Below are 26747 nucleotides of genomic sequence, written 5' to 3'. Positions count from 1 at the left end.
CCAATTTACAGGCAAAGGCTTTATCCTTTTTTGAATTAGTGCCACCTTCGACGTCAGTGAAAGGCGACTTTCGCAAACACGTTCCCGACTGCAAACCGAAAGACTGCGACGCGGTGTTCATTGCGATCTGAAAAAGCAAAATTTGAACCAGCCCCGGTCTTGTTCAGGGTCGGACAAACATGGTGGCCAACGGTCATCCTGACAGGATGCGCGTATTTAGCCCCAAAAAACGGGAGTAATAAAACATGAACAAACACATTCGGACATCTCTGGCGGGGTTGCTGACCTCGACCATGATCACCGGTGCCGCCTTTGCCGCAGGCACCCATCCGGAAACCGGCGAGACGCTGGCGGATGACCAGACCTTCATCTATCGCCTTGGAGACGAGCACACCTCGGTTGATCCGCAGGTTGTCGAAGACACATACGGCGCCGAAATCGTGCGCGACCTGTTTGAAGGTCTGATGAATCAGGACGAAGCAGGTAATCTGGTCCCCGGCGTTGCCACTGGGTACACCGCCAACGACACCAAAGACGTCTATACCTTTACCTTGCGCGACAACGCCAAATGGTCCAACGGCGATCCGGTCACGGCAGGTGATTTCGTATACGCATGGAAGCGCGCAGTCGATCCGGCGCTGTCCTCTCCTTACGCATGGTTCATGGAACTGATGTCGATCGAAAACGCGGCAGAGATCATCGCGGGTAACGCGCCAATTGATGATCTGGGCGTCAAAGCCATCGACGATCATACACTTGAGGTTCGCCTGAGCGCACCGCTGCCGTATTTCCCACAGATGACCACGCATTCGACCACCTTCCCGGCCCCGCAAAAGGTCATCGAAGAATTCGGCGACGCCTGGACCAAGCCAGAGAACATTGTCTCGAACGGTGCCTACATCTGGACCGAACATCTGCCGCAGGAACGTTCGGTGCGTGAGCGCAACGAAATGTACTGGGACAACGAGAACACCATTCTCGACAAAGTTGTCGCGCTGATCATCAACGACGAAAACGTGGCCCTGACCCGCTATCTGGCTGGTGAGCTGGACCGCACCGAAGTTCCCGCTGGCCAGTTCCCCCGCCTGAGCCAGGAACACCCGGAAGAGGCCATCAGCTTCCCGCGTCTGTGCAACTATTACTACACATTCAACCTGTCTGATGGCGGCCCCGAAGCCTTTAAGGATCCAAACGTCCGTCAGGCCCTGTCGCTTGCCGTGGATCGCGATATCATTACTGAAAAAGTGATGGCTGGTGGCCAACCCCAAGCCTATACTTTTGCCCCCGAAGCAACCGCAGGATTCACCGTTCCCGAGGTCGAAATGGCATCCATGACCCAGGCGGAACGCGATGAGCTGGCCAAGGAACTGCTGGCGACTGCCGGTTTTGGCCCAGACAATCCGCTGAGCTTTGACATGGTTTACAACACCAACGAAGACCACAAGAAAGTCGCCGTTGCGCTAAGCCAGATGTGGAAGCAAAAGCTGGGTGTTCAGGTCGAGCTGGCCAATATGGAGTGGAAGGTATTCCTGGAAGAGCGCGGCAACCAGAACTTTGATCTGGCCCGTGGCGCGTGGTGTGGCGACTATAACGAAGCCTCGACTTTCCTCGATCTGCTGCAGTCCCAGTCCGGGTACAACGATGGCAAATTCAACAACGCCCGCGTTGATGAGTTGCTGGCGGAAGCCAAGACCTCGGATGATCCGGCCCCTCTGTATACCGAGGTGGAACGCATTATTGCGCAGGAAACCCCTGTTATCCCGATCTATCACTATGCTGGCGTCTACATGATGGACACCGATGTCGGAAACTGGCCGGTCGATAACGTCGAGCAGAACTGGTACTCTCGGAACCTTTACAAAACCGCCGAGTAATCATCTTTGGATCGCGCCTTGCCCCGGGGCCACCCTGGGGCAAGGCCAATAAACACGGGGGCATGAAATGCTTGCCTATAGTCTGCGGCGACTGCTGGTCGCCATTCCGACGATCCTGTTGCTGATCGTCGCCTGTTTCTTTTTGATGCACTACGCGCCCGGCGGGCCTTTTACCTCGGAGCGGCCGTTGCCGCCGCAGGTTCTGGCCAATATCGAGGCGCGGTATGGGCTGGACCAACCGCTGTGGAAGCAGCTGTGGGATTACCTGTACAACATCGTTGTGCATTTCGATTTCGGCCCGTCCTTCAAATTCAAGGACCGGGACGTGAATGACATCATCGCGCAGGGTTTCCCGATTTCACTGACCTACGGATCGCTCTCGTTTCTGGTGGCGACTGTGGTTGGAGTTAGCCTGGGGATTGCGGCGGCGATCCGGCACAACAGCTGGATCGACTATTTCGCCGTTGGTCTGGGGATCGCGGCGCAGGCACTGCCGAACTTCATCATGGGTCCAATCCTGATCCTGACCTTCACCCTGTGGCTGGGATGGCTGCCGGGTGGCGGATGGAATGGCGGCCAGTGGCCGTATCTGATCATGCCGGTGATTGCCCTGGCGACATCTTACATGGGGTCCATCGCGCGGATCACCCGGTCGTCGATGCTGGAGGTTCTGAACTCGAACTTCATCCGCACCGCACGGGCCAAGGGGCTGCCGACAAGAACCGTGATCTGGCGTCATGCGCTGAAACCCACGCTGCTGCCGGTCGTGTCTTATCTGGGTCCGGTCTTTGTCTATGTGCTGACCGGTTCGGTCTTTGTCGACATCTATTTCTCGACCGGTGGTCTGGGTCAGGCTTACGTCGGCTCGGCCCTGTCGCGGGACTATGCGGTGCTGTTGGGGGTCACGATCCTGTATGGCGCGCTGACCGTTGTCGTGAACCTGCTGACCGACCTGGCTTATGCCTGGTTCGATCCGAAAATCCGGTACTGAGGGGCTGGCAATGTTTGGAAATTCACAAAAAACCACCCAGCTGGCCGAAGAAATCACTGACTTCACGGTCATTCAGGGGCGCTCACTCTGGCAGGATGCGCGTATCCGGTTTGTCCGCAACAAGGCCGCGATGGTCAGCGTGTTCATTCTGGGATTGATCGTGCTGTTCACGATCATCGGCCCGTATTTTGCCGTCTGGAGCAACGAGGAAATCGACTGGAACGTCATGGGTGACGTACGTGGCATGGGGATGCCTTCGATTGAAACCGGGCATTTCTTTGGGGTCGATGATCTGGGGCGCGACCTTTACAGCCGCGTCATTCAGGCCACCACCATATCTTTGCTGGTGGGTCTGATCGGGGCTGCAACCGCGCTGATCGTGGGTACATGTTACGGCATCGCAGCCGGCTACATCGGCGGGCGCACTGACAGCATCATGATGCGGTTCGTCGATATCCTGTTGGCGATCCCCACAACCTTGATCATCATCTTGTTGCTGGTCGTGGCAGGACGGTCCTTTTTCACGCTTTTCATCGCCCTTGGCGCGGTCGGCTGGCTGACCATGGCGCGGATCGTGCGCGGACAGACCCTGACCCTGAAAAACCGCGAGTTCATCGAAGCCGCGCGTGCTGCAGGTGTCAGCGAATTCACCATCATGTATCGTCATGTTCTACCCAATCTGCTGGGCGTAGTGATTGTCTATGCCTCTCTGCTTGTGCCTGAAATGATCCTTATTGAAAGCTTCATCTCGTTCCTGGGTCTTGGGATTTCGGAACCCTATACCTCGCTGGGTCGACTGATCGCCGAAGGCGCAGGCACGATGGGCTACGGCACCCTGTGGCAGTTGATGTACCCCCTGACAATCTACGTCGCCATCATCATCTCGATGTTCTTTATCGGAGATGGTCTGCGTGACGCTCTGGACCCGAAGGATCGCTGATATGAGCCTGTTCTCTGTTAAGGACCTGAGCGTCCAGTTCAATACACCCGATGGCGTCGTCGAGGCGGTCAAAGGCATCAGCTTTGACATCCATCCGGGTGAATGCCTGGGTATCGTCGGCGAAAGCGGGTCGGGTAAAAGCCAGACCTTCATGGCCGCGATGGGGTTGCTGCCGCCTGCCGGGCGGGCGCTTGGGTCCGCCACGCTTAACGGTCAGGAAATCCTTAACCTGCCGGTAAGCAAGCTGAACCAGATCCGTGGCGACGATGTCGGCATGATCTTTCAGGACCCGCTGACCGCCCTGACCCCGCATCTTCGGGTTGGCCAGCAAATGAGCGAGGTTCTTCAGGTACACGAGGGCCTGCAAGGGTCAGCCGCGCGAGCGCGTTGTCTGGAGTGGCTGGATCGTGTGCGCATCCCCGAGGCCAAACGGCGTCTGGATCAATACCCGCACGAATTGTCAGGCGGCATGCGCCAGCGCGTGATGATCGCCATGTCGATGCTGTGCAATCCCAAGCTGCTGATCGCGGATGAACCCACGACCGCGTTGGACGTGACGGTTCAGGCCGACATTTTGGACCTGATGGTGCGCCTGCAAAAGGATGAGGGCACCGCGATTGCCCTGATCACCCATGACATGGGCGTGGTGGCGCGCATGTGCGACCGCATTCAGGTCATGCGCATGGGCGCGTTTGTCGAGGCCGGAGACACACGCGAAATCTTCCGCGCGCCGCAGCACGACTATACCCGCACTCTGCTGGACGCGATGCCCCGAATTGATGCAGGTGACGCACCCAAGGCGCTGGACAAGGTCGAGGAGCCGCTGCTTAGGGTTGATGACGTCAAGGTGCATTTCCCAATCCACGTCAAAGGCGGGCTGTTTGGGCGCAAGGTGCCGCTTAAGGCAGTCGATGGCGTCAGCTTTGACATCCGAAAGGGTGAAACGCTGGGCGTAGTGGGGGAATCCGGTTGCGGCAAATCCACATTGGCGCGGGCTGTTCTACAGTTGATCGAACCCAGTGGCGGCAATGTCAGTTGGCTGGGGCATCCGATTGTCGGCCTGAAGCGGTCCGAGCTGAACAAATACCGCAAGGACCTGCAGATCGTGTTCCAGGACCCACTGGCCAGCCTTGATCCGCGGATGACGATTTCAGCCTCGATCGCCGAACCGCTGAAAACCTATCGCCCGGACCTGACCGAGCGTGAGCGCAAAGAGATGGTCGCCGAAATGATGGAGCGGGTCGGCCTGAAGGCCAACATGATCAACCGCTATCCGCACGAGCTGTCCGGCGGTCAGAACCAGCGGGTCGGTATTGCGCGGGCGATGATCAACAAACCCAAGCTGATCATCTGTGATGAGGCCGTGTCGGCCCTGGACGTGTCGATTCAGGCGCAGATCGTGGAATTGCTGCGCGAGTTGCAGCAAGAGTTTGGCCTGTCGATGATCTTCATCAGCCACGATTTGTCGGTGGTGCGGGCGGTCTCGAACCGGATCATGGTTCTGTATCTTGGCCGAATCGTGGAGCTTGGTGACGGAGAGGTGATCTGTTCTGATCCGATCCACCCCTATACCAAGTCCCTGATTTCGGCCGTACCAATCCCTGATCCAGATGTCGAACGCAGTCGCACGCGGCTTAAGATCCCCGGCGAGTTACCCTCGCCCATGGATTCGAAAGCCGCGCTGCGGTTTCTGCCCAGCCGGTTAAATGCAGGCCAGACGGATTACATACCCCAGCTAAGCGAGGTAAAGCCTGACCATTTCGTGGCCGAGCATGACCCGCTTGAGACCATCATGGCCGGGGGCTGATATCATGACCCCAAAGCCAGTTGGCTGGCTTTGGGGCGAATCCACCATCGCGTGAACCATGACCGACCTTTTGTGATGCCAATAGGAAAACCAGACCTTGGTTTGCCCCTCGGATCAGGACCAAATACCACAACGTTCTGTAACGCGAAGCCGGTAAATTTTGACATCGCTGCCCTTTGGACGGCACCATTCCTCCGGGTTTGTCGTCGATTGTCCATCGACGTTGATTGTTTGGCCAACAGCGCCTATGAAAAAACCCAACGAACGTAAAATTACCAAGCATTATTTAGTTTGAGAGGTAACATGGCACGCAAGGTCACAAAGGCGATCTTCCCCGTTGCGGGGTTGGGCACCCGATTTTTGCCAGCAACAAAATCGGTCCCGAAAGAGATCATGACTCTGGTTGATCGCCCATTGGTGCAATACGCCATCGACGAAGCCCGCGCAGCAGGCATTACAGAGTTCATCTTTGTAACATCACGCGGCAAATCCGCGCTTGAGGATTATTTTGACCACAATCTCGTTCTTGAGCAGGAGCTGAAGTCCAAGGGTAAAGACGACCTTCTGGAAACCCTGAATGCGACCAATATGGAAAGCGGGGCGATTGCCTACATCCGGCAGCACAAAGCCCTGGGGTTGGGGCACGCAGTCTGGTGCGCACGCCGCCTGATCGGGGATGAGCCATTCGCGGTTATGCTGCCCGACGATGTCATCGCAGCGGACAAACCCTGTCTTAAGCAGATGATCGAAGCCTATGAAGATACAGGTGGCAATATGGTTGCCGCCATGGAAGTTCCGGCAAACAAGACCAGCGCTTATGGTGTACTGGATGTGGGCGAAAACATCGGTACGGTTGTTCGTGCCAAAGGCATGGTCGAAAAACCAAAGCCTGAGGAGGCGCCGTCCAACCTGGCCGTTATCGGCCGTTACGTTCTTGGCCCGTCGGTCCTGTATAACCTCAATCAAAAGAAACAAGGCAGCGGTGGCGAAATTCAGCTGACTGACGCGATAGCCGAGGATATCGGCAACGGCGTGCCGGTGTTTGGCTATAAATTCGACGGTCAGCGGTTCGACTGCGGATCAAAAGCAGGGTTCCTGCAAGCCACCGTGGCATTCGCGCTGGCCCGGGATGATCTGCGCGAAGATCTGAGCCAGTACCTGCATGATATCATTGCCACCGATCAGGCGGCTCAATAGCAGCCCACCTTTTTCAGCCACCAACAATAGACCCTGCCCCCCTGTTCTTTGCGGGGGGCATAAAGGTCCTGTGGCTGTGACTTTCAATCAGAGCCAATGGCAAACCAGTTCCACAATCTCAACGTCTTGTGGTCGGTTTGAGGGCTGAAAGTTAGCAAACAATTTCACAGGCGTCCGCCCCGGTCAGACAAGCTTTATGCGCGTCACGGCAATGTTGCGCGCAATGCAATTGTCGGACCGACAGCTATTGGAGGACGCCCCGTGAACCAGAACTCACCCCGATTGAACCTGCCGTATATTCAGCCGTCGCAGGCCCAGAAACATGTGACCCATAACGAAGCCTTGCGCCATCTGGATTTGGTTGTACAGCTCAGCGTCGCTTCAACAAATGCCTCGAACCCACCCCCAGTTCCGGACGCCGGCGAAGTTCACGCGCTTGGCGCTTCTCCAACCGGTGATTGGGCCGGACATGCCGGACAGCTTGCCGCGTGGCTGGACAACGCCTGGCATTTTGTAACACCTGATACGGGCTGGCGTGCATGGGACGACAGCACCGGACAAATGAAAATCTGGGATGGCGGCACTTGGATTGATCCGCCAGTTGCCACACAGAATTTGGACGGGGTCGGCGTTGCCACCGGCTATGACAGTACAAACCGTCTGTCGGTGCGGTCTCCGGCAACATTGCTCAGCCATGAGGGCAATGGCCACCAGTTGAAAATCAACAAGGCAAACGCGGGCGACACCGCATCTTTGCTGTTTCAATCCAACTGGACCGGTCATGCCGAGATGGGATTGTCCGGCAACACCGGCTTTTCCATCAAGGTGTCACCTGACGGCAGTTCCTGGACCGATGCGCTCAGCTTTGATCCGGCAACTGGAACCGCAAGCGGTTCGGCCGTTCAGATCAGCGCCGACGATACAACCGCCGGGCGCCTGATGCGTGCAGATTATGGGTATGGCCCCGGCAACCTGTTGGGGTCTGTGGCGCAGAATGGCGGCACGCCGAGTGGTGCTGTGATCGAACGCGGATCAACAGCCAATGGGGATTACGTGCGCTTTGCCGACGGCACGCAAATTTGCACGGCCACTTTACCCGCAACCGGGTGTACCACTGCCGAAGGCGCGCTGTTCGCCAGCGATGCCGCGCTTTGGGATTTCCCGATCGCTTTTGCCACCGGCACACCGGTTGCCATCAGTGGCGGCGGCGGCGCAAGCACCCGGTTTATGGGCTTCGATGCACCAACTCATTCTCAGGTGGGTTTCAAAGTGCTGTCCACCGCAAGCGATACGACGACGCGCGAACCAACGGCCATGGCAATCGGCCGTTGGTTCTGATCCATTATACTGCCCGGGCTTCGGTCCGGGCGGTCACTTGGCGCGTAGATCCCCATCCGTCTGGTCAAGGAACCAAGCGTAGGTTTCCCGAACACCGTCTTCAAGCCCGACGCGGGCACGCCAGCCCATATCTGCCAGACGAGATACATCCATCAACTTGCGCAAAGTGCCATCCGGCTTGCTGACATCTTGCGTGATCCGCCCGGTGAAACCGGTCGTTTTCGCAACAAGCGCTGCCAGTTCGGCGATCGAGACATCCTCGCCACAGCCGACGTTGATATGGCTCAGCATCGGTTGGGTGTTTGCCTCATAGATGTCGCGCGGAAGGTCCAGCACGAACAGCGATGCCTCGGCCATGTCGTCCACGTGCAGGAATTCGCGGCGTGGTTTGCCGGTACCCCAGATCACCACTTCGTCCAGCCCATCGCGCTGCGCCTCGTGAAAGCGGCGGACCAGCGCCGGCAGCACATGGCTGTTTTCCGGATGGAAATTGTCACCCGGCCCATAGAGGTTGGTCGGCATGACCGAACGATAATCAACCCCATGCTGCCGATTATAGCTTTCACACAGTTTGATCCCGGCGATTTTAGCGACCGCATAGGGTTCATTTGTGGGCTCCAACACCCCGGTCAGCAGGGCATCTTCGCGCATCGGCTGCGGCACCGCGCGCGGGTAGATGCAGGAACTGCCCAGTTGCAGCAAATTCTTGACCCCGGCGGCAAAGGCCTGATGGATCACATTGCATTCGATCATCAGGTTTTCGTAAATGAAATCAGCCGGGTAGGTGTTGTTGGCGTGAATGCCACCCACTTTGGCAGCAGCCAAAATGACCACGTCCGGGCGTTCGGACTGCATGAAATCACGTACGGCGGCCTGATCGGTCAGGTTTAGTTCGGAATGCGTACGGGTTATCACCTCCAACGCTTCGCCCGCTGCCTGCCGTTCTTTCAAACGGCGCAGAATCGCGCCGCCAACCATGCCACGGTGACCGGCAACATAGATTTTACGCATGGTCGTTCCCCTCAACCGTTTTCAAGGCTAACTGGCAAGTCATACCCGTGCTCTTTCAACAGGGCATGACGTTTGGCTGTTTTCAGGTCTTCGACCACCATCTCGGCGCACATTTCCTGCACGGTCAGCTCGGGCTCCCAGCCCAGCTTGATCTTGGCGTTTGTAGGATCACCCAACAGCGTTTCCACCTCGGCCGGGCGGAAGTACTGCGGATCAATGCGCATGATCACGTCCCCCGGTTTCAGGGCCGGAGCATTGTCACCTTCGATCGACTTGACCGTCGCGGTTTCATCGACGCCTTCGCCAGAGAACTCTAGCGTGATGCCCAATTCAGCCGCCGACCATGCGATGAACTGACGGACAGTATATTGGACGCCGGTCGCGATCACGAAATCTTCGGGGTTGTCCTGCTGCAGCATCAGCCACTGCATCCGAACATAGTCTTTTGCATGACCCCAATCGCGCAGGCTGTCGATATTGCCCATGTACAGGCAGTCTTCCAGACCTTGCGCGATATTCGCCAAACCGCGGGTGATCTTGCGGGTCACGAAGGTTTCGCCACGACGCGGGCTTTCGTGATTGAACAGGATGCCGTTGCAGGCATACATGCCATAGGCTTCGCGATAATTCACTGTGATCCAGTAGGAATACAGCTTGGCCACCGCATAGGGTGAACGCGGATGAAACGGCGTTGTTTCGCGCTGTGGGGTTTCCTGCACCAGACCATACAGCTCGGATGTCGAGGCCTGATAGAACCGTGTCTTCTTTTCCAAACCCAGAAAACGGATCGCTTCCAGCAACCGCAAAGTCCCAAGGCCATCCACGTCAGCCGTGTACTCTGGCGATTCAAAACTGACGGCCACATGAGACTGCGCGCCCAGATTGTAAACTTCGTCCGGCTGCACTTCCTGAATGATTCGCGTCAGATTCGACGTATCGCTCAGGTCACCGTAGTGGAGGTGCAGCTTGGGGTTCCGATCATGCGGATCTTGATAGATATGGTCAATCCGCTGTGTGTTAAAGGATGACGCACGGCGCTTAATCCCGTGAACTTCATACCCTTTTTCAAGCAGAAACTCGGCCAAGTATGATCCGTCCTGCCCGGTAATTCCGGTAATCAATGCCTTTTTTGTCATAATTCTTCCCACAAAACCCTGTGTGTCTGATTGACGTCTCAAAAACAGCAAGAATCTCTGGAATGCAACCCAAGGCTCGTTACAAGCATTGAATCCGGCGAAACTTTCTTGAATGTATGGGCAACTATTTGCAGGAAGGATTTAGAATATGCGTATTGCTATGATTGGCACCGGGTACGTGGGTCTGGTGTCGGGTGTTTGTTTTTCTGACTTTGGTCACGACGTCATTTGCGTCGACAAGGCCGAGCAGAAGATCCAAACACTTCAGGCTGGCGAAGTCCCGATCTATGAGCCGGGTCTGGATGCCCTTATGGCAAAAAATGTTGCTGCCGGTCGCCTAAGTTTTACCACCGATCTTGCCGCCGCAGTCCGTGATGCGGATGCGGTCTTTATTGCCGTCGGCACCCCGACCCGGCGCGGCGACGGGCACGCCGATCTGACCTATGTCATGGCCGCAGCAGAAGAAATTGCACATGCCATAAGCGGCTATACCGTGGTGGTAACAAAATCGACGGTTCCGGTGGGAACCAACCGCAAGGTTCAAAACGTCATCGCCGCCGCCAACCCTGACGCCGAGTTCGACGTGGCATCAAACCCCGAGTTCCTGCGCGAAGGTGCAGCCATCGACGATTTCATGCGCCCTGACCGCGTGGTTGTGGGTATCGAAAACGATCGCGCGGCTGAGGTCATGGCAGAAGTCTATCGCCCTTTATATCTGCGTGATTTTCCGATCCTGACCACCGATCTGGAAAGCGCCGAGATGATCAAATATGCGGCAAACGCATTTTTGGCGACCAAGATCACTTTTATCAATGAAATCGCGGGTCTGTGCGAACGGGTGGGCGGGGACGTCAAGGAAGTGGCCCGTGGCATCGGGTTGGATGGTCGTATCGGAAACAAGTTCCTGCACGCAGGCCCCGGTTATGGCGGGTCGTGTTTTCCAAAAGACACTGCAGCCCTGGCCCGGATTGGGCAGGAGCACGCCCATCCCATGCAGATTACCGAAACCGTCATTCGTGTGAACGACGAGGTCAAGAAGCGGATGATCGAAAAAATCCGTGACGCCTGCGACGACAGCTTTAACGGCAAGACAATTGCGATCCTTGGTGTGACCTTCAAGCCGAACACAGATGATATGCGCGACGCCCCGTCGCTAACAATTGTTCCGGCGCTGATCGGAGGAGGAGCCAGGGTTCGCGTCGTCGACCCACAGGGCAAAACCGAAGGCGAAGCCCTGTTGCCGGGCGTCGAATGGGAAACCGATCCATACACGGCGGCAAAACACGCGGATGCGGTTGTGCTTTTGACAGAATGGAACGAATTCCGTGCCCTGAACCTCAGCGATCTTGCCGGTTTGATGAAAACGCCCAGAATGGTTGACCTGCGCAACATATATTCCGAAAGCACAGTCTTGAAATCGGGGTTCGATACATACGTGGGGGTTGGACGTTAAACGCGGGACGGCCTGAACCCGCCAACCGGTTTCTGTATTACAGCGCCGCTGTCCAGACCCGGTAACGCCCCTGCCCCGTCACCTCGCGGATGAGGCCACGGCGGGTGAACCCGTCAATGTTGCGTTGCACCGCTGCCCGCGAGGCATGGGTCAAATCCTCGGCCAGCGGGGCCGAAATCATCGGCCATGCGGTAAATGCATCAATCAGATGAGGGGGCGTCCGCCCGCTCAGATCGCGGGTCGCCTCATGCGCGCGTTGCTCCCAGGCATTGATGCGATCCAGATGCAGCAGGGCGGCAAGCGCGGCCTGCCCTGCGCCTCTGATCCAGGCCGATAGCTTTTCATTCGGTGTCCCTGCCCCGCGCAGCGCGCCCGGACCGGACAATGCCAAAGGCATGAACTTCGCCCCACCCCGCCCCATCGTCGCAGCGTGGCGCGCGGCTATGATTGCCGCCTCAGTGTCCTGACCGATCCCCTGGGACAAAGCTCGCCACGCGTGAAACCCAATCGCCGCCTGTGTCACGGGATGCAGACCGTCGGCGTTGCGCATTACTTCGGCCAGATCGGCGACCGCTTCGGGAACTTCTTCGATGCCCTGCGCCATGCGATCCAGAAACGCGGTCAACCCGGCCTCCCATCCGCCTTCTGTGGGGCCTGCGCCGCCAATCAGCCGACGTACCGCCCAACCCGCGCGAAACAAGGCCTGCACATCGTCACCGGTGGCCCCAATCCGCAGACCCGTCCACAAAGCCAGGCGATCGACACTGATCCGGTCCCCGGTCCACCAGCCCAGATCGGACACGTCCATCAATGCCAACCGGTGGGTCCAGCCTTTGGGCCCCGCGCGCAGACGTTCATCCAATGCACCAAACGTGACGGCAAGATCGGCCAATTCAAGGGACAAATCCGACTGAGCCGCGCGCCAGTCTCGCGGATCAAACAACAGACGTTGGTCGGCCATCGGTCCGGGCGGCAGGAATACATCCTGTGCCTCTTCCCCCTCGGGGGGCAGAAACCACAGATCCTCATCCTCGGGGGGGTCGGTGTCATAGATACTGGGAGGACCAACCGTATCGGCGTCCTCATCCGGATCAGACGTCACAGGTTTCGATATCATGCCCGCTATAATTCGGGCATTTTGACCGGATCACAAGGCGTTTTCTGCGCCCTGCGCCATCAACCTGCAAAAGTCGCGGTCAGGATATCGAGGTTGCCGTCCAGTTCAGACTGATCGCTGCTGCCGATCAACATATAACCATACCCATCCTGCGACCAGGACGCAGTGGCCAACCCGCTGAGAACTGCTTGTTTCACGTCCTTGTCCGAGGCCCCTGCCCCCTGACGGATAACGCAAAAGGCAAAAGGCTGACCCTGTTCATCAGCAAAGACAATCTGAATCAGCGGCTTGCCGTTAAACGACAAAACCTGCGCGCGTTTCAACTCCATCCCCGGAAGTGTCTCAAGCGCATCGCGGTTCAACGAACGACCAAGCTGCTCCTCGGCCAACGCGAACTGCGTGTCGAGAACCTGGTTGGAATTATCCAGCGACGCAATCGTGTCCGGCACATACAACGATTGGTAAATCGCGGCCTGCTCGGCCCAACCCATCGGCGCAGGACGGGTTGCCCAGAACGTCGCCGATACGGCCACAACCGCGACCGACGCCGCAACGGCCAGCAAACGCCAAGCCCCACCCGCAGGGTGAACTGCGGCTTCCGACGGGGCGTCAGGTAGATTTATCTGCGGCGCCTCGGCCGGGATTGCCTCAAAAACTGTCTGCACCACAGGCGCAAACGGGTCCAGCGCCATCAGGCGTTGTTCAAGATCGGGATCAGCCTCAACCGCGTGTTCGATCGCGGTTGCCTCAGCCTCATCCACATTGCCTTCCAGATACGCTCTTAGCGTCTCGTCGGAAAACTTCATTTGCCACTCCGTCAAACGGCGTCCGCCGCATCATGCTGCATCACGTTTTTCAGTTTTTGCCGGGCGTTGGACAACCGGCTCATGATAGTTCCAATCGGCACCTCCAGCAGCGCGGCGGCTTCGCGGTAGCTGTAGCCCTCAACGAACACAAGCATTACCGTTTCCCGCTGCGCTTCTGGCAGCTGCATTACTTGTGTAAACACTTCAGTGGCGAAAATATTCGTTTCTGAATCCGATCCGGTCGAAATTAATTCCGCCTCGGGGGTCACTGACAGCGCCTGCGCCTTGCGCACTGAACGCGCGCGCACTTCGTTCAGCCAGATTGAACGGCAAATCGTCATCAACCAACTGTCCAGTCGGTCATGCGACGTCACTTGATGGTGACGCTCAAGCGCACGCAAGCACGTAGACTGCATCAGATCGTCGGCGACGTCTGAGGCACCCGACAGGGCAAGGCCAAACCGCCAGACGCGTTTGGAATACGTCTGGATCGCGCCGCGCACGGCTTGTTCGGAACTCATTTCAACACCCATCGAATAAATCGCGACCTGTGTGTGTTTGCAATTCACGGACCGGGCCCGCGAGGTCAGGACTGGCACAAACTTTGGAGGAAAGAAATGAAACTTCTGTTGAAAGCGGTCACAATTGCGTCGGCATTTGTTGCAACTCCGGTCCTGGCCGAAAGCTGGACCCTTGCACCCGAGAGCTCTCATCTGGCCTATGGTACGATCAAAAAAGACACAGTGGGTGAGGTCAATTCGTTCTCTGGCCTGTCCGGCCATGTCAGCCCGGATGGCAAGGCCGAGATCAAAATCGACCTGTCTTCGGTCGAGACCAACATCGACATTCGCAACGAACGCATGATCGAATACGTGTTCCGCAACGCGGGCACCGCCTCGCTGACCGCAGATTTCGAAATGGAGGAAGCCTCGGGGCTGGGAATCGGCGAAAGCGCCATCATTGATGCCGAAGCCGTTCTGTCGCTGGCGGGAACGGATATCGAGTTTGATGCCGAAATGTTTGTTCTGCGCGTGTCCGAAACTTCGGTGATGGTGTCGACCAACGACATGGTGTTCCTCAGCACCGAAGACGCGGGCGTGAATGCGGGCGTCGACAAGCTGATGGAACTGGCCAGTCTGCCGGGCATCACCCGGTCAGTGCCGATCACGGCGCGGCTGATGTTCAATATGGACGACAAGAAAGCCGAGGCCGCGCCAACGGCCCCCGTTGCTGTGGCCGCTGTTGAGGGCGACATCAAAGCAGGCAAAAAGGTCTTTCGCAAATGCAAAGCCTGCCATCAGCTGAAAGAAGGCCGTCACACGGTCGGCCCGTCGCTGCACGGGATCATCGGTGCCTCTGCCGGACAGGCGGACGGGTTCAAATACTCTGGCCCGCTGCAGGATTCTGGCATTGTCTGGAACGCCGAAACTCTGGCCGCGTTTCTGAGCGACCCCAAAGGTTCGATTCCGGGCAACAAGATGCAGTTCCCTGGCTTGAAAAAGGACAAGGACATCACCAACGTCATCGCCTATCTGCAAGCCGAAGCACAGGGCTGATGCCCGCCCCGCTGCAAACCGGGTTCCCTTTCCCCGGGCGGCCACGCTATCCCTTATGGTGACACCCAACAGGGAGAAACGGGTCATGAGCGAAACGGTCAAACTGACACTGGATGAGGTCCGCGCGCTGAGCCTGGAGGTTCTGACAAATTCCGGGTTCGGCGCGAACCATGCGGCCGCCATCGCCGATATGCTGACCACCTGTCAGATTGATGACTGCCAGTCCCACGGCCTGTTCCGCCTGTTCATGTGCGTGCAAACCATGCAGGCGGGAAAAATCGACGGGCACGCCGCGCCCGTTGTTACCCCGTCGGACAACGCCATTGTCCGGGTCGATGCGCAGGGCGGAATGTCCCTGTTGGCATTTCAGGAGGCCTTGCCGGTACTGATCGAAAAGACCCGCGCCCACGGTATCGCGGCCATGGCGATCAACCGTTGCTTTCACTTCTCGGCGCTTTGGCCCGAGGTCGAACGCCTGTCCGCTGCCGGTCTGGCCGCAATGGCCATGGTTCCCAGTCATTCCTGGGTTGCGCCCGCCGGGGGAACGCGGGGCAGTCTGGGCACCAACCCTTTGGCCTTTAGCTGGCCGCGCCGGGGCAAGGACCCGTTCACCTTTGATTTTGCCACCAGCGCTTTTGCCCGCGGCGAGATCGAGCTGTACCACCGTGCAGGCAAACCCCTGCCCGAGGGTGTCGCCATCGACAGGGATGGCAATCCGACAACCGATCCGCAGGCTGCGCTGGATGGCGCGATGTTGACCTTCGGCGGCTACAAGGGATCGGCCCTGTCCATCATGATCGAACTTCTGGCCGGACCGCTGATCGACGATCTGACAAGCCTTGAAAGCATGGAGTTCGCCGCCGGCGCAGGCGGCGCGCCCTATCATGGTGAGGTCATTCTGGCCTTTGATCCGGAACAGTTCAGCGGTGGCAGGGTGGTTGAAAATGACGCCCGGGCCGAACGTCTGTTTTCCGATATCATTGATCAGGGCGCGCGCCTGCCCTCACAAAGACGGTTTGCCGCCCGCGCCCGGAACACCGCACGAGGATATGTTGAGATCGCAAAGCCGCTGCACGATGATTTGAGGGCGTTGGGTAAACAGGGGTAATCGCTCCCCCCTTCCCCTCGGGGATACGGGTGGCTAAGAAGTCCCTCCAACCATCGTCAGGAGGCCCCCTTGGACCGCATCGCCCGCACCATCGCCACCGAGATTGACGCCCGCCCGGAACAGGTCGGCGCCGCAGTCAAACTGTTGGATGAAGGGGCGACAGTTCCCTTTGTCGCCCGCTATCGAAAAGAGGTGACGGGCGGGTTGGACGACACGCAATTGCGGACCTTGTCCGACCGCCTGACTTATCTACGTGACCTGGAATCACGTCGCGAAACGATCCTGAACTCGATCAAGGATCAGGGCAAGCTGACCAATGATCTGACGAAATCCATTGCGCAGGCCGATACCAAGGCCCAGCTGGAAGATATCTACCTGCCGTACAAACCCAAGCGGCGCACCAAGGCGATGATCGCGCGGGAAAACGGGCTGGAACCTCTGGCAGACGCAATCCTGTCGGATCGGACCGTTGACCCCGAAACGCTTGCCCAGGGGTATCTGGGCGAGGCCGTTCCGACACCAAAAGATGCGCTGAACGGGGCGCGCGACATCATCGCCGAACGTCTGACAGAAAATGCCGCGCTGCTGGGTGAGCTGCGCAGCTTTATGCAGCGCGAGGCGGTGCTGACATCCAAGATAATCGCAGGCAAGGAACAGGAAGGTGCGAAATTCAGCGACTATTTCGAACATTCCGAATTGTGGACGAAAACCCCGTCGCACCGCGCATTGGCGATGTTGCGCGCGTCAAAAGAAGGGATTGTGACGCTGGACATTGCGCCCGAACCCGAAACCGGGGCCGCCCGGGCCGAGTCCATCGTGGCGGCCCATCTACACCCCCGCAGCAATGCCCCCGGTGATATCTGGCTGCGCAAGGTGGCAGGCTGGACCTGGCGGGTAAAGCTGTCTTTGGCAATGATGGTCGAATTGATGGCAGACCTGCGCAGCCGTGCGCAGGACGATGCAATTCATGTTTTTTCCCGCAACCTCAAAGATTTACTGTTCTCTTCGCCTGCGGGGACGCGCGTAACTCTGGGGTTGGATCCGGGTATTCGCACCGGCGTGAAGGCAGCAGTTGTCGATGGCACGGGCAAGGTTCTGGCCACCGACACGCTGTACCCTTTCCAACCCAGGAAGGATTTGCGCGGGGCAGAGGCGGCTATTTTGAACCTGATCGCAGCGCATAAGATCGAGCTGATTGCTATCGGCAATGGCACCGCCAGCCGCGAGACCGAAAAGATGGTCGGCGATGCCCTGAAACTGCTGCCCAAAACCGTGAAAGCCCCAACCAAGGTTGTGGTGTCCGAGGCCGGCGCATCGGTCTATTCCGCGTCCGAGCTTGCCGCGCGCGAGTTTCCCGATCTGGACGTGTCCTTGCGCGGCGCGGTCTCAATCGCCCGCCGATTGCAGGACCCTTTGGCCGAACTGGTCAAGATCGAGCCCAAGTCCATCGGCGTCGGCCAGTATCAGCATGACGTGGACCAACACCGTCTGTCGCAGTCGCTGGACTCGGTCATCGAGGATGTGGTGAACGCCGTTGGCGTGGATTTGAACACCGCCTCCGCCCCCTTGCTGTCCCGTGTTTCGGGGTTGGGGCCGGGGCTGGCAGAAGCCATTGTTCTACATCGTGAGCTGAAGGGCGCCTTTCAATCGCGCAAGGATCTGCTGGGTGTTGCACGCCTTGGCCCTCGATCCTTTGAGCAATGCGCAGGGTTTTTGCGCATTCGGGGCGGAACAGAACCGCTGGATGCATCCTCGGTTCATCCCGAAGCATATGACGTTGCCCGCCGGGTCGTTGCGGCCTGCGGGCGGGATGTTCGCCAGATCATGGGTGATGACCGGACGCTGAAAGGACTGCGGGCTGAGCAATTCGTCGACGACAAGTTTGGGCTGCCGACTGTTTTGGACATCTTTTCAGAGCTGGAAAAACCCGGCCGGGACCCGCGCCCAAGTTTTGTAACCGCTACCTTTACCGACGGCGTCGAACAGATCACGGATCTGAAACCCGGCATGGTATTAGAGGGCACCGTAACCAATGTCGCGGCTTTTGGCGCATTTGTGGACGTGGGCGTGCATCAGGACGGGTTGGTTCATGTCAGCCAACTGGCCGATCGTTTCGTCAAGGACCCACATGAGGTGGTCAAGGCCGGGCAGGTCGTCAAAGTCACCGTGGTGGAAGTGGACGTGCCGCGCAAGCGGATTGGCCTGACAATGCGCAAGGATGGGGGTACGTCAGCGCGCTAGGATCGTGCCGGGGTTTTGTTGCAAAAATTTGACCATTGACGCTGGAAGAGTTAGCGCGTGAATGACCACCGGTCACATCCAGTCGAAAGCCAGCTCATGATCTCCTTTAAAGGCGCGCACTTCCCGAGGGGGTGTTGTCACGTTAACTTCCGGTCGACCAGGGAATGTTGATTTACGGATTTCAAGCAACTTGAGTGACGGCATTCCAAGCGTCAAATGCCTCGAGACGGTGATATCGGATTGTTGCGGCGGATCGGCGTGAGCGGGGGCGCTGAAGCAATTACGGACGGCTGAGTGGGTGGCCACAAACCGCTGTAATCCGCCCGGAGACCGATATCCCTGCATCGCTCTTTCCCGTTTGCGGAACGGCAGATGGCTATTCTCGGTACGGTTGTTGAGGCCCATGTGCGACCAATGATCCAGGCCCGGTGCAACCTCTYGCTTGGCAGTACCATAAGAACACAGCTTGTCCGTGATGATCCGCTTTGGAATGAACCCAAGACGCTTTATCAGGCGGCGCAACAGCCGTTTTGCGGCCCGTTTGTCCCGTTTCGGTTGGAGTATTTCGTCCAGCACGGCACCATGCTGATCGACCGCGCCATCAGGCCTGCCCACCTTCCTCTGCTTTGCCATCATCGCCCAAATCCAGGGCTGGGTCTTCGCCAAATCGGACTTCAAACGACCGATAACAACCGCGTCCATCACATACGCTTTTGGCCTGCACACCTCCGCTTTTGCCTTTGCATGCTTTCTGCCGATCATCGGGATCTAGCCGCATTACATATCAGTTTTAATGTACCCCTCGGACAAGGCAGCAGCCGACGTTTTGGCGTGTACAAGATTACCGTTGTCATGCCATATCCGAGGTGTGGCATCGCACGCGCCAAGCGGGCGACATGCGCAGATCGTTCGCGTCCGGTCACGCGAGCGCGCTGATCTTCCCTGACAGGTGCCATTCATGGCCTCAAATAATCAACGCTCCACGATCATATAGTACTTGCGCATGGTTTCGGTGTTCTCCCACACGCACGGCGTTCCCTTGCCGATAAAAAACGTATCACCCGCGGAAAAGGTCTGCTTGGTTCCGTCATGGCTGGTCATAGTGACTGAGCCCGAAATGACAGTCATCATCTCATCGACGGGATAGGCGTCGAACGCTTCGCGCGCAGGGGCGCATTCCCAGACACCGGCAGTGACGTATTTGTCGTCCGAGGTGTATAGCTCGCTGAAAATCTCGGTTTTGTCGTCCGTGAGGAAATCCTCTTTCGCGACGGCGTCGCCGGGAACAAATCCCTTTTTGGGATCACCTTCAGCAGTCATTCGAATTGGTGTCAGCGTCATGTATCGTCCTCATGTAGTTGTGTAGGTGACCCGCGGAATCAGGGGCGGGTGGGTGCTGCCGATGATGATTGCCCCGACAAACTGCCCGTGTGAGCGGGGTATGTGTTTCATATTGTTGATTCAGGTCAGATCATAGACGTCGCGGACTTCTCCTTACAGATTTTTTCGAAAATCGCCCGCGAGCTAAGCCATTCGGCGAACTCGATATACACGGTGGACCAAGAGGCTGTTACAGCAGACGAAAAGGAAACCGATATCAGATTGCGTTCGGTAAACTCGCCCCATGAAGCAGTGATCGAGCTCAAGTTAGGCGATAGACGTACAGCTAAAGACTTGCGCGATACGATCGAAAGCCAGCTCGTGAATAAGTACATGGCAGCAGAGCACAGTCGATCTGGAGCCTTAATGGTGACGCTTTCGAAAGATCGGAAGTGGGATCACCCGGACAAAAGCTGCCGGATCAATGTCGACGAATTGTTTCTCCTCCTCCGTGAGGAAGCGGTACGGATAGAAAATGCGTCGGTAGGTGCCTTGTCGATAACAGTCCACTTTCTTGATCTGCGGCCGAGATTGAAGACTGAACGACAAAAGAATCTGCCAGAACTCATCGGATAGATTTATTCAACGAAGCAAATTTGACTTTACTTAAGGCGGAAGAAGTAATCGCATCAATTGATGGCGAATGTACGCATTTCCACAACGACCAGCAGAGGTGTGGACTACTCGGCTGCAAAAAATATTAACGATGTCAAAGAGCTAAGTTGTTTTTTCGATCGTCAATATAAATTATTGGCAAACTATGTGTAGAAGCTTCCGAGGGGTGCCGTTGTCACGCTTAAGGATCAGTATGGATCGTTTGAGAACTATCGCCGCAACGTTCTTGCGGTTTCGGATGAAGAAGTTGCCGCAATCCGCCAAAACCTTCTGATAGGCGGCTAAGTGGTCGGGCAATATGCCCACTGACCATCTTTAGAAAGCAGACCTTGGGGCAAATGCGGCGAAAGTTAACTTCGTCCCGCACTGTCGTCACGATCTCGACTAACCCTTTGCGTTCTCACTCAAACTTGGTGGCGAGAGGGTTCAAATGCACTGGTTAAGGCTGGCCGCCGGTGGCAGCTCCAACTCTTTCAGGATTTTATGAACGCGCCTGCGGCATTGATCCCCCTTCCATTTCTCGGACAGCAGAAACTCTCCGATCTGGGGGATCTTCAGTGCGATCCGGCGCCAGTCGTGGACAATTAGCCCACGGATCAGCGCCACCTCAAGCGGCGGGGCAGATTTGAGGACCGCCAAACGCGTTTCGATGAGCTCTAGCCGGTCCAGAAATTCAGCCGCCGCCTGCACCAGTGAAGGCGGGCACAACCGATCCGAAACCCACTCAGGAATGGCTTGTTCGCGCGTCAGTTCGACCACAAGAGCGGATGAAGATGACAGGGGTTTGTCGGACAGGTACAGCGTGCCACTAACCGGATGCAGGCCCAGCTTTTTGTGATCCAGCGGAACGGCCGGATCCGCGATGGCCAGATAGGCTTTTTGGGTTGCAGACGGTGTCCCGTATATAAGGGGGTTCGCGGTGACGCACTGCGCACGCCCCCAATCTGTCAGGGCATAATTGCTGGCACGTCCGGTTCGTGCGCTGACAATCCACCCGTCCTTGCGCAACCGAAACAGGGCGACCCGCAAGGCATCAGGCTTGATGCCGATTGCCTCGAACATCTGGGTCAGCAGCGCCCCCGACAGGTTTGCGCCGGGATCCTGCGCAAGATCTCCGAACAATGTCACTACCAGGGACCAGACCCGGGGTGGTTTATCGGCAAGGTACTCGGAAAGGAATGTGTCGATGGCTGCGTCAGTCATCGGGTCAGGGTATGCTGCACCTGCCAAATTGCCAATCGCCTTCGACGATCTGGGCGATGGGCCGGGTGCATCAGTGTTGGTCATAGTCAACGACAATCTCGTCCGTTAACGGGAAGGACTGACAGGACAGGATAAAGTCATTCTCAACCTCATAATCCTCAAGCGCGTGGTTGGCGACCATTTCCACCTGGCCCTTCAACAGCTTGCATTTACAGGTCGAACATACGCCTGCTTTACAGGCAAAGGGCGCACCCAGTGCGTTGTCCAGCGCAGCATCCAGAACGGTCGAGTTGCGCGACATATCAAAGGTCTGTGTCGCGCCATCGACGGTGATTGTGGCTTTGACCGATCCTTCCGCTTCTGCGGCATCGGCCGTTGTACTTTGGGGGCGCTCCAACCGCCCGGGTTGGGTGGATGCGAACAGTTCGAACTTGATCTGTTCGTCGCTCAGGCCGTGATCTCTCAGCGCCGCCGCGATACCCAGCATCATGGGCTCTGGTCCGCAGATAAATGCGGTCGCGACGCTTTCGACATCGACCCAGTGATCGAACAACGCCTTACATTTCTCGGCGTCCACACGACCCTGGAACAGCTCGATTTCCTGCGCGTTGCTTTCCAGAACGTGGATGATGTTGAGGCGATGCATGAACTGGTTTTTCAGGTCCTCCAATTCCTCGCGAAACATGATCGAACTGACCCCGCGATTGGCGTAGACCAGTGTGAATTTCGACTGCGGTTCGGCGACCAGCGTGGTTTTAAGGATCGACAGTACCGGCGTGATCCCCGAGCCGCCGGCAAACCCGAGATAGGATTTGGGGTCTTCCGGCGTCAGCGGGATGTGAAACGCCCCGGTGGGTTCCATGGCTTCAAGGCGCATTCCCGGTCGCAACTCTTCATTGGCCCACGTTGAAAACGCGCCGCCCTGAACCTTTTTGATACCAATCTGCAGGAGACCCTCGTGCTTGCCGGTGCAGATCGAGTAACAGCGCCGGACTTCAATACCGTCAAAATCGCGGCGAAAAGTCAGGTGCTGACCCTGTATAAAGTCAAAATTCCCGCCGTTTTCCGGCTTCAGGCTGACCACAACCGCATCGCGGATGGTCTTGCGAACTTCGGTGACTGTAAGTTGATGAAAACGCGGCATCGGGCGATCCCCTCAGAGGCATTTGAAATAGTCGAACGGTTCCAGGCAATCGTCGCACCGCCAATGCGCCTTGCACGGTGTTGATCCGAACTGGCTGATTTTGCTTAGATTTCCTGACCCACATTGTGGGCATTTTTCGGGGCCTCCCGCAGGGGACGGCGGTGCAATCCCATATTCTTCCAGCTTCGCGCGCCCGCTTTCGGTCAACCAATCTGTGGTCCAGGGCGGTGAGATCCGGGTTTTGATCCGAATGTCGGACAGCCCGTGGTCCCGCAGAGCGGTTTCGATATCCATCGCGATGACTCTGGTGGCGGGGCAGCCCGAATAGGTCGGGGTTACCGCCAGCTCCAGCGTCTCATTATCCCATTTCACGTCGCGTACGATGCCCAGATCGACCACCGAGATTACGGGGATTTCCGGATCCGGAACCTCGTCCAGCCATTGCCATACCTGCGCGACGCTGACCGTCATCCTACCACCGTGCCCCGGGGTAGGCGCGCTGAAGCCATTGCATCTGCGTGAGCAGGTGGCCCAGATGTTCCGAGTGGCGAAAGCCCGTCTTCCCACCGCCATGCGCAAAGTCACCGGCGGGTGGGGTAAGCACTGCGTCGGCAAAAACCACGCGTGTGGCGGCATCGTAATCCGCGCGCAGGCTGGCCGGGTCGGGGATTACACCGGCAGTAGCCATTTCAAGATCGATCGCATCGGCTGCGAACATCTCGCCAATGTAGGGCCACAGTTTGGTCAGCGCGGCCTGCATACGCCGATTGCTTTCCTCGGTTCCGTCGCCAAGCGCGACGACCGTATCACGGGAACGGTCGACGTGGTACGTCACCTCTTTCACTGCTTTTTGGGCAATGGCGGCGATCCGATCCTCGGTGCTTTGGGTCAGGTGCTGTAATTGCAGCAGGTGGAACTGATCAAAAAGATACTGACGCATGATGGTCTGGCCAAAGTCGCCATTGGGCTGCTCGACCAACAATACATTGCGGAAATCCCAGACATCGCGCAGCATCGCCAGATCATCGGCGCTGCGTCCTTCACCTTCGACATCTGCGGCAAGGCCAAGCCACATCTGGGTTTGACCGATCAGATCAAGCGCCATGTTCGCCAGCGCGATATCTTCCTCCAGCACCGGCGCGACACCGCACCATTCACTGACACGGTGACCAATGACCAGAGTGTTGTCGCCAAGGCGCAGCAAGCTTTCGAACAGGGCGTTGTTCATTACATCGCTCCGACTTCGTCGGGGATGTCGAAAAACGTCGGGTGGCGATAGACTTTGCTTTCGGCTGGTTCGTAAAGCGGGCCTTTGTCCGATGGAGATGAGGCCGTGATCTGTGCGGCCTCGACCACCCAGATGCTCAGACCTTCATTGCGACGGGTGTAAACGTCACGGGCGTTTTTCAGCGCGCCTTCAGCGTCGGCCGCGTGCAGGCTGCCAACATGGCGGTGGCTCAAACCGTGCTGCCCACGAATGAAAACTTCCCAAAGCGGCCACTCATTTCTGGGATCGCTCATTGTGCTGCTACCTTCTGTGCGCGTTTCTTGGCGGCATGGGCCATCATGCCCTCGCGTACCCAGGCGTTGTCGTTCCAGGCACGGTTGCGGGCTTCCAGCCGGTCGGCGTTGCAGGGACCATTGCCCTGAATGACGTCGTGGAATTCCGACCAATCGGGTTCGGCAAAGTCATATCCACCCTTCTCGTCGTTCCAGGCGAGTGTTTCATCCGGAACGGTCAGCCCCAGATATTCAGCTTGCGGCGCGGTTTGATCGACGAATTTCTGACGAAGCTCGTCATTGGTATTCATCTTGATTTTCCAGGCCATGGATTGCGAGGAATGAACCGAATCCTTGTCCGATGGGCCAAACATCATCAGGGCCGGGAACCAAATGCGGTTCAGCGCATCCTGCGCCATCTGCTTTTGCGCAGGAGTTCCATTGGCCATCTTCATCATGATGTCGAACCCCTGACGTTGATGAAAACTCTCTTCCTTGCAGATGCGCACCATCGCGCGGGCATAGGGGCCATATGACGTGCGCTGCAAGGGCACCTGATTCATGATCGCAGCCCCGTCCACCAGCCAACCAACCGCGCCCATATCGGCCCATGTCAATGTCGGGTAATTGAAGATCGAGCTGTATTTCATACGCCCGTCCAGCAACATTTCCGTCAGTTCATCGCGGCTGACGCCCAGGGTCTCGGCTGCGCAGTACAGGTACAAACCGTGCCCGGCCTCATCCTGAACTTTTGCCAGAAGAATGGCCTTACGTTCCAGCGTTGGGGCGCGGGTGATCCAGTTGCCTTCGGGCAGCTGACCGACGATTTCCGAATGCGCATGCTGCCCAATCTGGCGGATCAGGGTTTTGCGATACCCTTCGGGCATCCAGTCCTTGGGCTCGATTTTCTCATTCGCGTCAATGCGTTTCTGAAACGCGGCCAGTTTTTCGGGATCTTCCTGTGACGCTTCGGATTTTACCATCTGAGCATACATGGGCGATCTCCTCTACACACGTTCAATGATCATTGCGGCACCTTGCCCGACACCAACGCACATGGTGCACAGCGCATAGCGCCCGCCAGTCCGCTGCAATTGATTGGCCGCCGTCAGCACAAGCCGTGCGCCCGACATGCCCAGCGGGTGGCCGATTGCAATCGCACCACCATTGGGGTTGACCCGAGGGTCGTCATCCGCGACGCCCAGTTCCCGAAGGGTGGCCAGACCCTGTGCCGCAAACGCTTCGTTCAGTTCGATCACATCCATCTGGTCGATGGTCAGACCCGCCCGGTCCAGCGCCTTGCGGCTGGCGGGAACCGGACCAATACCCATAACGCGGGGGGCAACACCGGCGCTTGCCGTCGTGATGATCCGCGCCCTGGCGGTCAATCCATGTGTATTTACCGCCGACTGACTAGCCACCAGCAAGGCGGCGGCACCGTCGTTGACACCGCTTGCATTGCCTGCGGTCACGGTCAGGTCCGGGCCGTTCACGCCGCGCAACCCACCCAGTTTTTCCAGCGTCATGCCCGGACGGGGATGTTCATCCGCGTCAACGGTGATTGGGTCACCCTTGCGCTGGGGCACAACAACCGGCGTTATCTCATCCGCAAAAAAGCCTGCTGCATTCGCCGCAGCCCAGCGTTCCTGAGAGCGGAGGGCAAAGGCGTCCTGATCCGCGCGTGAGACGCCGTAATCTTCCGCAACATTATCCGCCGTTTCAGGCATGGAATCCACACCATATTGCGCCTTCATTCTGGGGTTCACGAACCGCCAGCCCAATGTTGTGTCGTAAATCGTGTTCGCGCGGGAATAAGCACTTGTGGCCTTGGGCATCACAAAGGGCGCGCGGCTCATGCTTTCCACACCACCGGCTATCGTCAGCTCATAATCACCGGCCTTGATGCCGCGCGCGGCAAAGCCCACGGCATCCAAGCCCGAGGCGCAAAGGCGGTTGATGGTCGTGCCGGGAATACCCTCGGGCAAGCCTGCCAGCAGGGCGGCCATGCGCGCGACATTTCGGTTGTCTTCCCCCGCCTGATTGGACGAGCCCAAGATCACCTCATCCACAGTTGACCAGTCCACGTCCGGGTTGCGCTGCATCAACGCCGCAATTGGTACTGCGGCAAGATCGTCTGCTCGCACGGCCGACAGAGCGCCGCCGTATCGTCCAATCGGCGTTCTGACGCCATCACAAATAAACGCTTCCGTCACACCTGTCTCCGCCGCTTTCGTTCCTGAAGTAAGTATAGGCCAAAATGGTTATCCAACAAGTTTCATGTTACAGATAATCGTAACGTTATAGATTTCGGTAACTTAAAGTTGGCCTGC

Annotated in this window: 24 protein-coding genes and 2 pseudogenes; 12 read left to right on the top strand and 14 right to left on the bottom strand. The window is 57.6% G+C overall.

Features of this window, described 5'->3' with window-relative positions; genetic code table 11:
- Window positions 1-245: 245 nt before the first annotated feature.
- From JT51_RS11875 to JT51_RS11850, 6 genes are all read left to right on the top strand, one after another.
- The gene (locus tag JT51_RS11875) at window positions 246-1874 is read left to right on the top strand and encodes a peptide ABC transporter substrate-binding protein (RefSeq protein WP_037312735.1); all 1629 of its coding nucleotides are present in this window, start codon (window positions 246-248) and stop codon (window positions 1872-1874) included.
- Window positions 1875-1941: 67 nt separating this feature from the next.
- Window positions 1942-2865 carry an oligopeptide ABC transporter permease OppB gene (gene oppB / locus JT51_RS11870; protein WP_037312733.1) on the top strand — a complete coding sequence of 308 codons (924 nt, stop codon included), beginning with the start codon at window positions 1942-1944 and terminating at the stop codon, window positions 2863-2865.
- Window positions 2866-2875: 10 nt separating this feature from the next.
- On the top strand, window positions 2876-3805 hold the full coding sequence (locus JT51_RS11865) for an ABC transporter permease subunit (protein WP_037312730.1): 930 nt from the start codon (window positions 2876-2878) through the stop codon (window positions 3803-3805).
- 1 nt (window position 3806) lies between these two features.
- Window positions 3807-5612, top strand: coding sequence for an ABC transporter ATP-binding protein (locus JT51_RS11860; RefSeq protein WP_037312727.1), 1806 nt, complete (start codon window positions 3807-3809; stop codon window positions 5610-5612).
- A 303-nt stretch (window positions 5613-5915) separates the two neighbouring features.
- Window positions 5916-6809, top strand: a complete 894-nt coding sequence (gene galU, locus JT51_RS11855; RefSeq protein WP_037312724.1) for a UTP--glucose-1-phosphate uridylyltransferase GalU — start codon at window positions 5916-5918, stop codon at window positions 6807-6809.
- Between the two features lie 261 nt (window positions 6810-7070).
- Entirely contained in the window at window positions 7071-8147 is a 1077-nt protein-coding gene (locus JT51_RS11850) for a DUF2793 domain-containing protein (RefSeq protein ID WP_037312721.1), read from the top strand.
- A 33-nt stretch (window positions 8148-8180) separates the two neighbouring features.
- Here JT51_RS11850 and fcl read toward each other — a convergent pair whose 3' ends face one another.
- Together fcl and gmd are read right to left on the bottom strand one after the other, a co-directional pair.
- Window positions 8181-9158, bottom strand: a complete 978-nt coding sequence (fcl, locus tag JT51_RS11845; RefSeq protein WP_037312717.1) for a GDP-L-fucose synthase — start codon at window positions 9156-9158, stop codon at window positions 8181-8183.
- Between the two features lie 11 nt (window positions 9159-9169).
- Complete coding sequence (gene gmd / locus JT51_RS11840; RefSeq protein ID WP_037312714.1) at window positions 9170-10294, bottom strand: GDP-mannose 4,6-dehydratase; 1125 nt, start codon at window positions 10292-10294, stop codon at window positions 9170-9172.
- A gap of 148 nt (window positions 10295-10442) precedes the next feature.
- Between gmd and JT51_RS11835 the strand changes: the two genes are divergently transcribed.
- The gene (locus JT51_RS11835) at window positions 10443-11747 is read left to right on the top strand and encodes a UDP-glucose dehydrogenase family protein (RefSeq protein WP_037312710.1); all 1305 of its coding nucleotides are present in this window, start codon (window positions 10443-10445) and stop codon (window positions 11745-11747) included.
- A 37-nt stretch (window positions 11748-11784) separates the two neighbouring features.
- On the opposite strand, the gene JT51_RS11830 is transcribed toward JT51_RS11835, so the two are convergent.
- The 3 genes from JT51_RS11830 to JT51_RS11820 are packed head-to-tail and all read right to left on the bottom strand — an operon-like array spanning window position 11785 to window position 14191.
- Window positions 11785-12864, bottom strand: a complete 1080-nt coding sequence (locus JT51_RS11830) for a hypothetical protein (RefSeq protein ID WP_037312707.1) — start codon at window positions 12862-12864, stop codon at window positions 11785-11787.
- Window positions 12865-12923: 59 nt separating this feature from the next.
- Window positions 12924-13670, bottom strand: coding sequence for a hypothetical protein (locus JT51_RS11825; RefSeq protein ID WP_037312703.1), 747 nt, complete (start codon window positions 13668-13670; stop codon window positions 12924-12926).
- An 11-nt stretch (window positions 13671-13681) separates the two neighbouring features.
- On the bottom strand, window positions 13682-14191 hold the full coding sequence (locus JT51_RS11820) for an RNA polymerase sigma factor (RefSeq protein WP_235216169.1): 510 nt from the start codon (window positions 14189-14191) through the stop codon (window positions 13682-13684).
- Window positions 14192-14287: 96 nt separating this feature from the next.
- On the opposite strand from JT51_RS11820, the gene JT51_RS11815 reads away from it, so the two are divergent.
- The 3 genes from JT51_RS11815 (at window position 14288) to JT51_RS11805 (ending at window position 18575) form a co-directional block, all read left to right on the top strand.
- Window positions 14288-15226 (top strand): c-type cytochrome, encoded by a 939-nt coding sequence (locus JT51_RS11815; protein ID WP_152563339.1) that lies wholly within the window; start codon window positions 14288-14290, stop codon window positions 15224-15226.
- Between the two features lie 85 nt (window positions 15227-15311).
- The gene (locus tag JT51_RS11810; protein ID WP_037312697.1) at window positions 15312-16334 is read left to right on the top strand and encodes an Ldh family oxidoreductase; all 1023 of its coding nucleotides are present in this window, start codon (window positions 15312-15314) and stop codon (window positions 16332-16334) included.
- A gap of 69 nt (window positions 16335-16403) precedes the next feature.
- Complete coding sequence (locus JT51_RS11805; protein ID WP_037314124.1) at window positions 16404-18575, top strand: Tex family protein; 2172 nt, start codon at window positions 16404-16406, stop codon at window positions 18573-18575.
- A 181-nt stretch (window positions 18576-18756) separates the two neighbouring features.
- On the opposite strand, the pseudogene JT51_RS11800 reads toward JT51_RS11805, so the two are convergent.
- Window positions 18757-19172, bottom strand: a pseudogene (locus JT51_RS11800) (DDE-type integrase/transposase/recombinase); the annotation flags it as partial.
- Between the two features lie 375 nt (window positions 19173-19547).
- Window positions 19548-19916 (bottom strand): cupin domain-containing protein, encoded by a 369-nt coding sequence (locus JT51_RS21240; protein ID WP_081894670.1) that lies wholly within the window; start codon window positions 19914-19916, stop codon window positions 19548-19550.
- A gap of 102 nt (window positions 19917-20018) precedes the next feature.
- On the opposite strand from JT51_RS21240, the gene JT51_RS11790 reads away from it, so the two are divergent.
- Both JT51_RS11790 and JT51_RS22435 read left to right on the top strand, forming a co-directional pair.
- Window positions 20019-20531: a hypothetical protein gene (locus JT51_RS11790; protein WP_037312694.1), complete on the top strand. Its 513-nt coding sequence runs from the start codon at window positions 20019-20021 to the stop codon at window positions 20529-20531.
- A 216-nt stretch (window positions 20532-20747) separates the two neighbouring features.
- Window positions 20748-20855, top strand: a pseudogene (locus tag JT51_RS22435) (tyrosine-protein phosphatase); the annotation flags it as partial.
- Window positions 20856-20996: 141 nt separating this feature from the next.
- Here the strand turns inward: JT51_RS22435 and JT51_RS21235 are convergent.
- From JT51_RS21235 to pcaF, 7 genes are all read right to left on the bottom strand, one after another.
- Window positions 20997-21773 (bottom strand): PaaX family transcriptional regulator C-terminal domain-containing protein, encoded by a 777-nt coding sequence (locus tag JT51_RS21235; RefSeq protein ID WP_160175183.1) that lies wholly within the window; start codon window positions 21771-21773, stop codon window positions 20997-20999.
- A gap of 70 nt (window positions 21774-21843) precedes the next feature.
- Window positions 21844-22917, bottom strand: coding sequence for a 2Fe-2S iron-sulfur cluster-binding protein (locus JT51_RS11780; protein ID WP_037312692.1), 1074 nt, complete (start codon window positions 22915-22917; stop codon window positions 21844-21846).
- Between the two features lie 12 nt (window positions 22918-22929).
- The gene (gene paaD / locus JT51_RS11775) at window positions 22930-23388 is read right to left on the bottom strand and encodes a 1,2-phenylacetyl-CoA epoxidase subunit PaaD (RefSeq protein WP_037312690.1); all 459 of its coding nucleotides are present in this window, start codon (window positions 23386-23388) and stop codon (window positions 22930-22932) included.
- A gap of 1 nt (window position 23389) precedes the next feature.
- The gene (gene paaC / locus JT51_RS11770) at window positions 23390-24145 is read right to left on the bottom strand and encodes a 1,2-phenylacetyl-CoA epoxidase subunit PaaC (RefSeq protein ID WP_037312688.1); all 756 of its coding nucleotides are present in this window, start codon (window positions 24143-24145) and stop codon (window positions 23390-23392) included.
- Window positions 24145-24438, bottom strand: coding sequence for a 1,2-phenylacetyl-CoA epoxidase subunit PaaB (gene paaB / locus JT51_RS11765; protein ID WP_037312686.1), 294 nt, complete (start codon window positions 24436-24438; stop codon window positions 24145-24147). The genes paaC and paaB overlap by 1 nt, the downstream gene beginning before the upstream one ends.
- A complete protein-coding gene (gene paaA, locus JT51_RS11760) occupies window positions 24435-25412 on the bottom strand; it encodes a 1,2-phenylacetyl-CoA epoxidase subunit PaaA (RefSeq protein ID WP_037312684.1) in 978 nt (325 codons plus the stop codon). Before paaA ends, paaB begins: the two co-directional genes overlap by 4 nt.
- Window positions 25413-25424: 12 nt before the next feature.
- A complete protein-coding gene (gene pcaF, locus JT51_RS11755) occupies window positions 25425-26630 on the bottom strand; it encodes a 3-oxoadipyl-CoA thiolase (protein ID WP_037312681.1) in 1206 nt (401 codons plus the stop codon).
- Between the last annotated feature and the right edge of the window lie 117 nt (window positions 26631-26747).

Origin of the sequence: Ruegeria halocynthiae (assembly GCF_000743705.1) — a bacterium.
In the GTDB taxonomy this organism is placed as follows: Bacteria; Pseudomonadota; Alphaproteobacteria; order Rhodobacterales; family Rhodobacteraceae; genus Ruegeria; species Ruegeria halocynthiae_B.
Note: the sequence above shows the minus strand (reverse complement) of the source record. Positions and strands in the feature narration are given on the sequence as shown.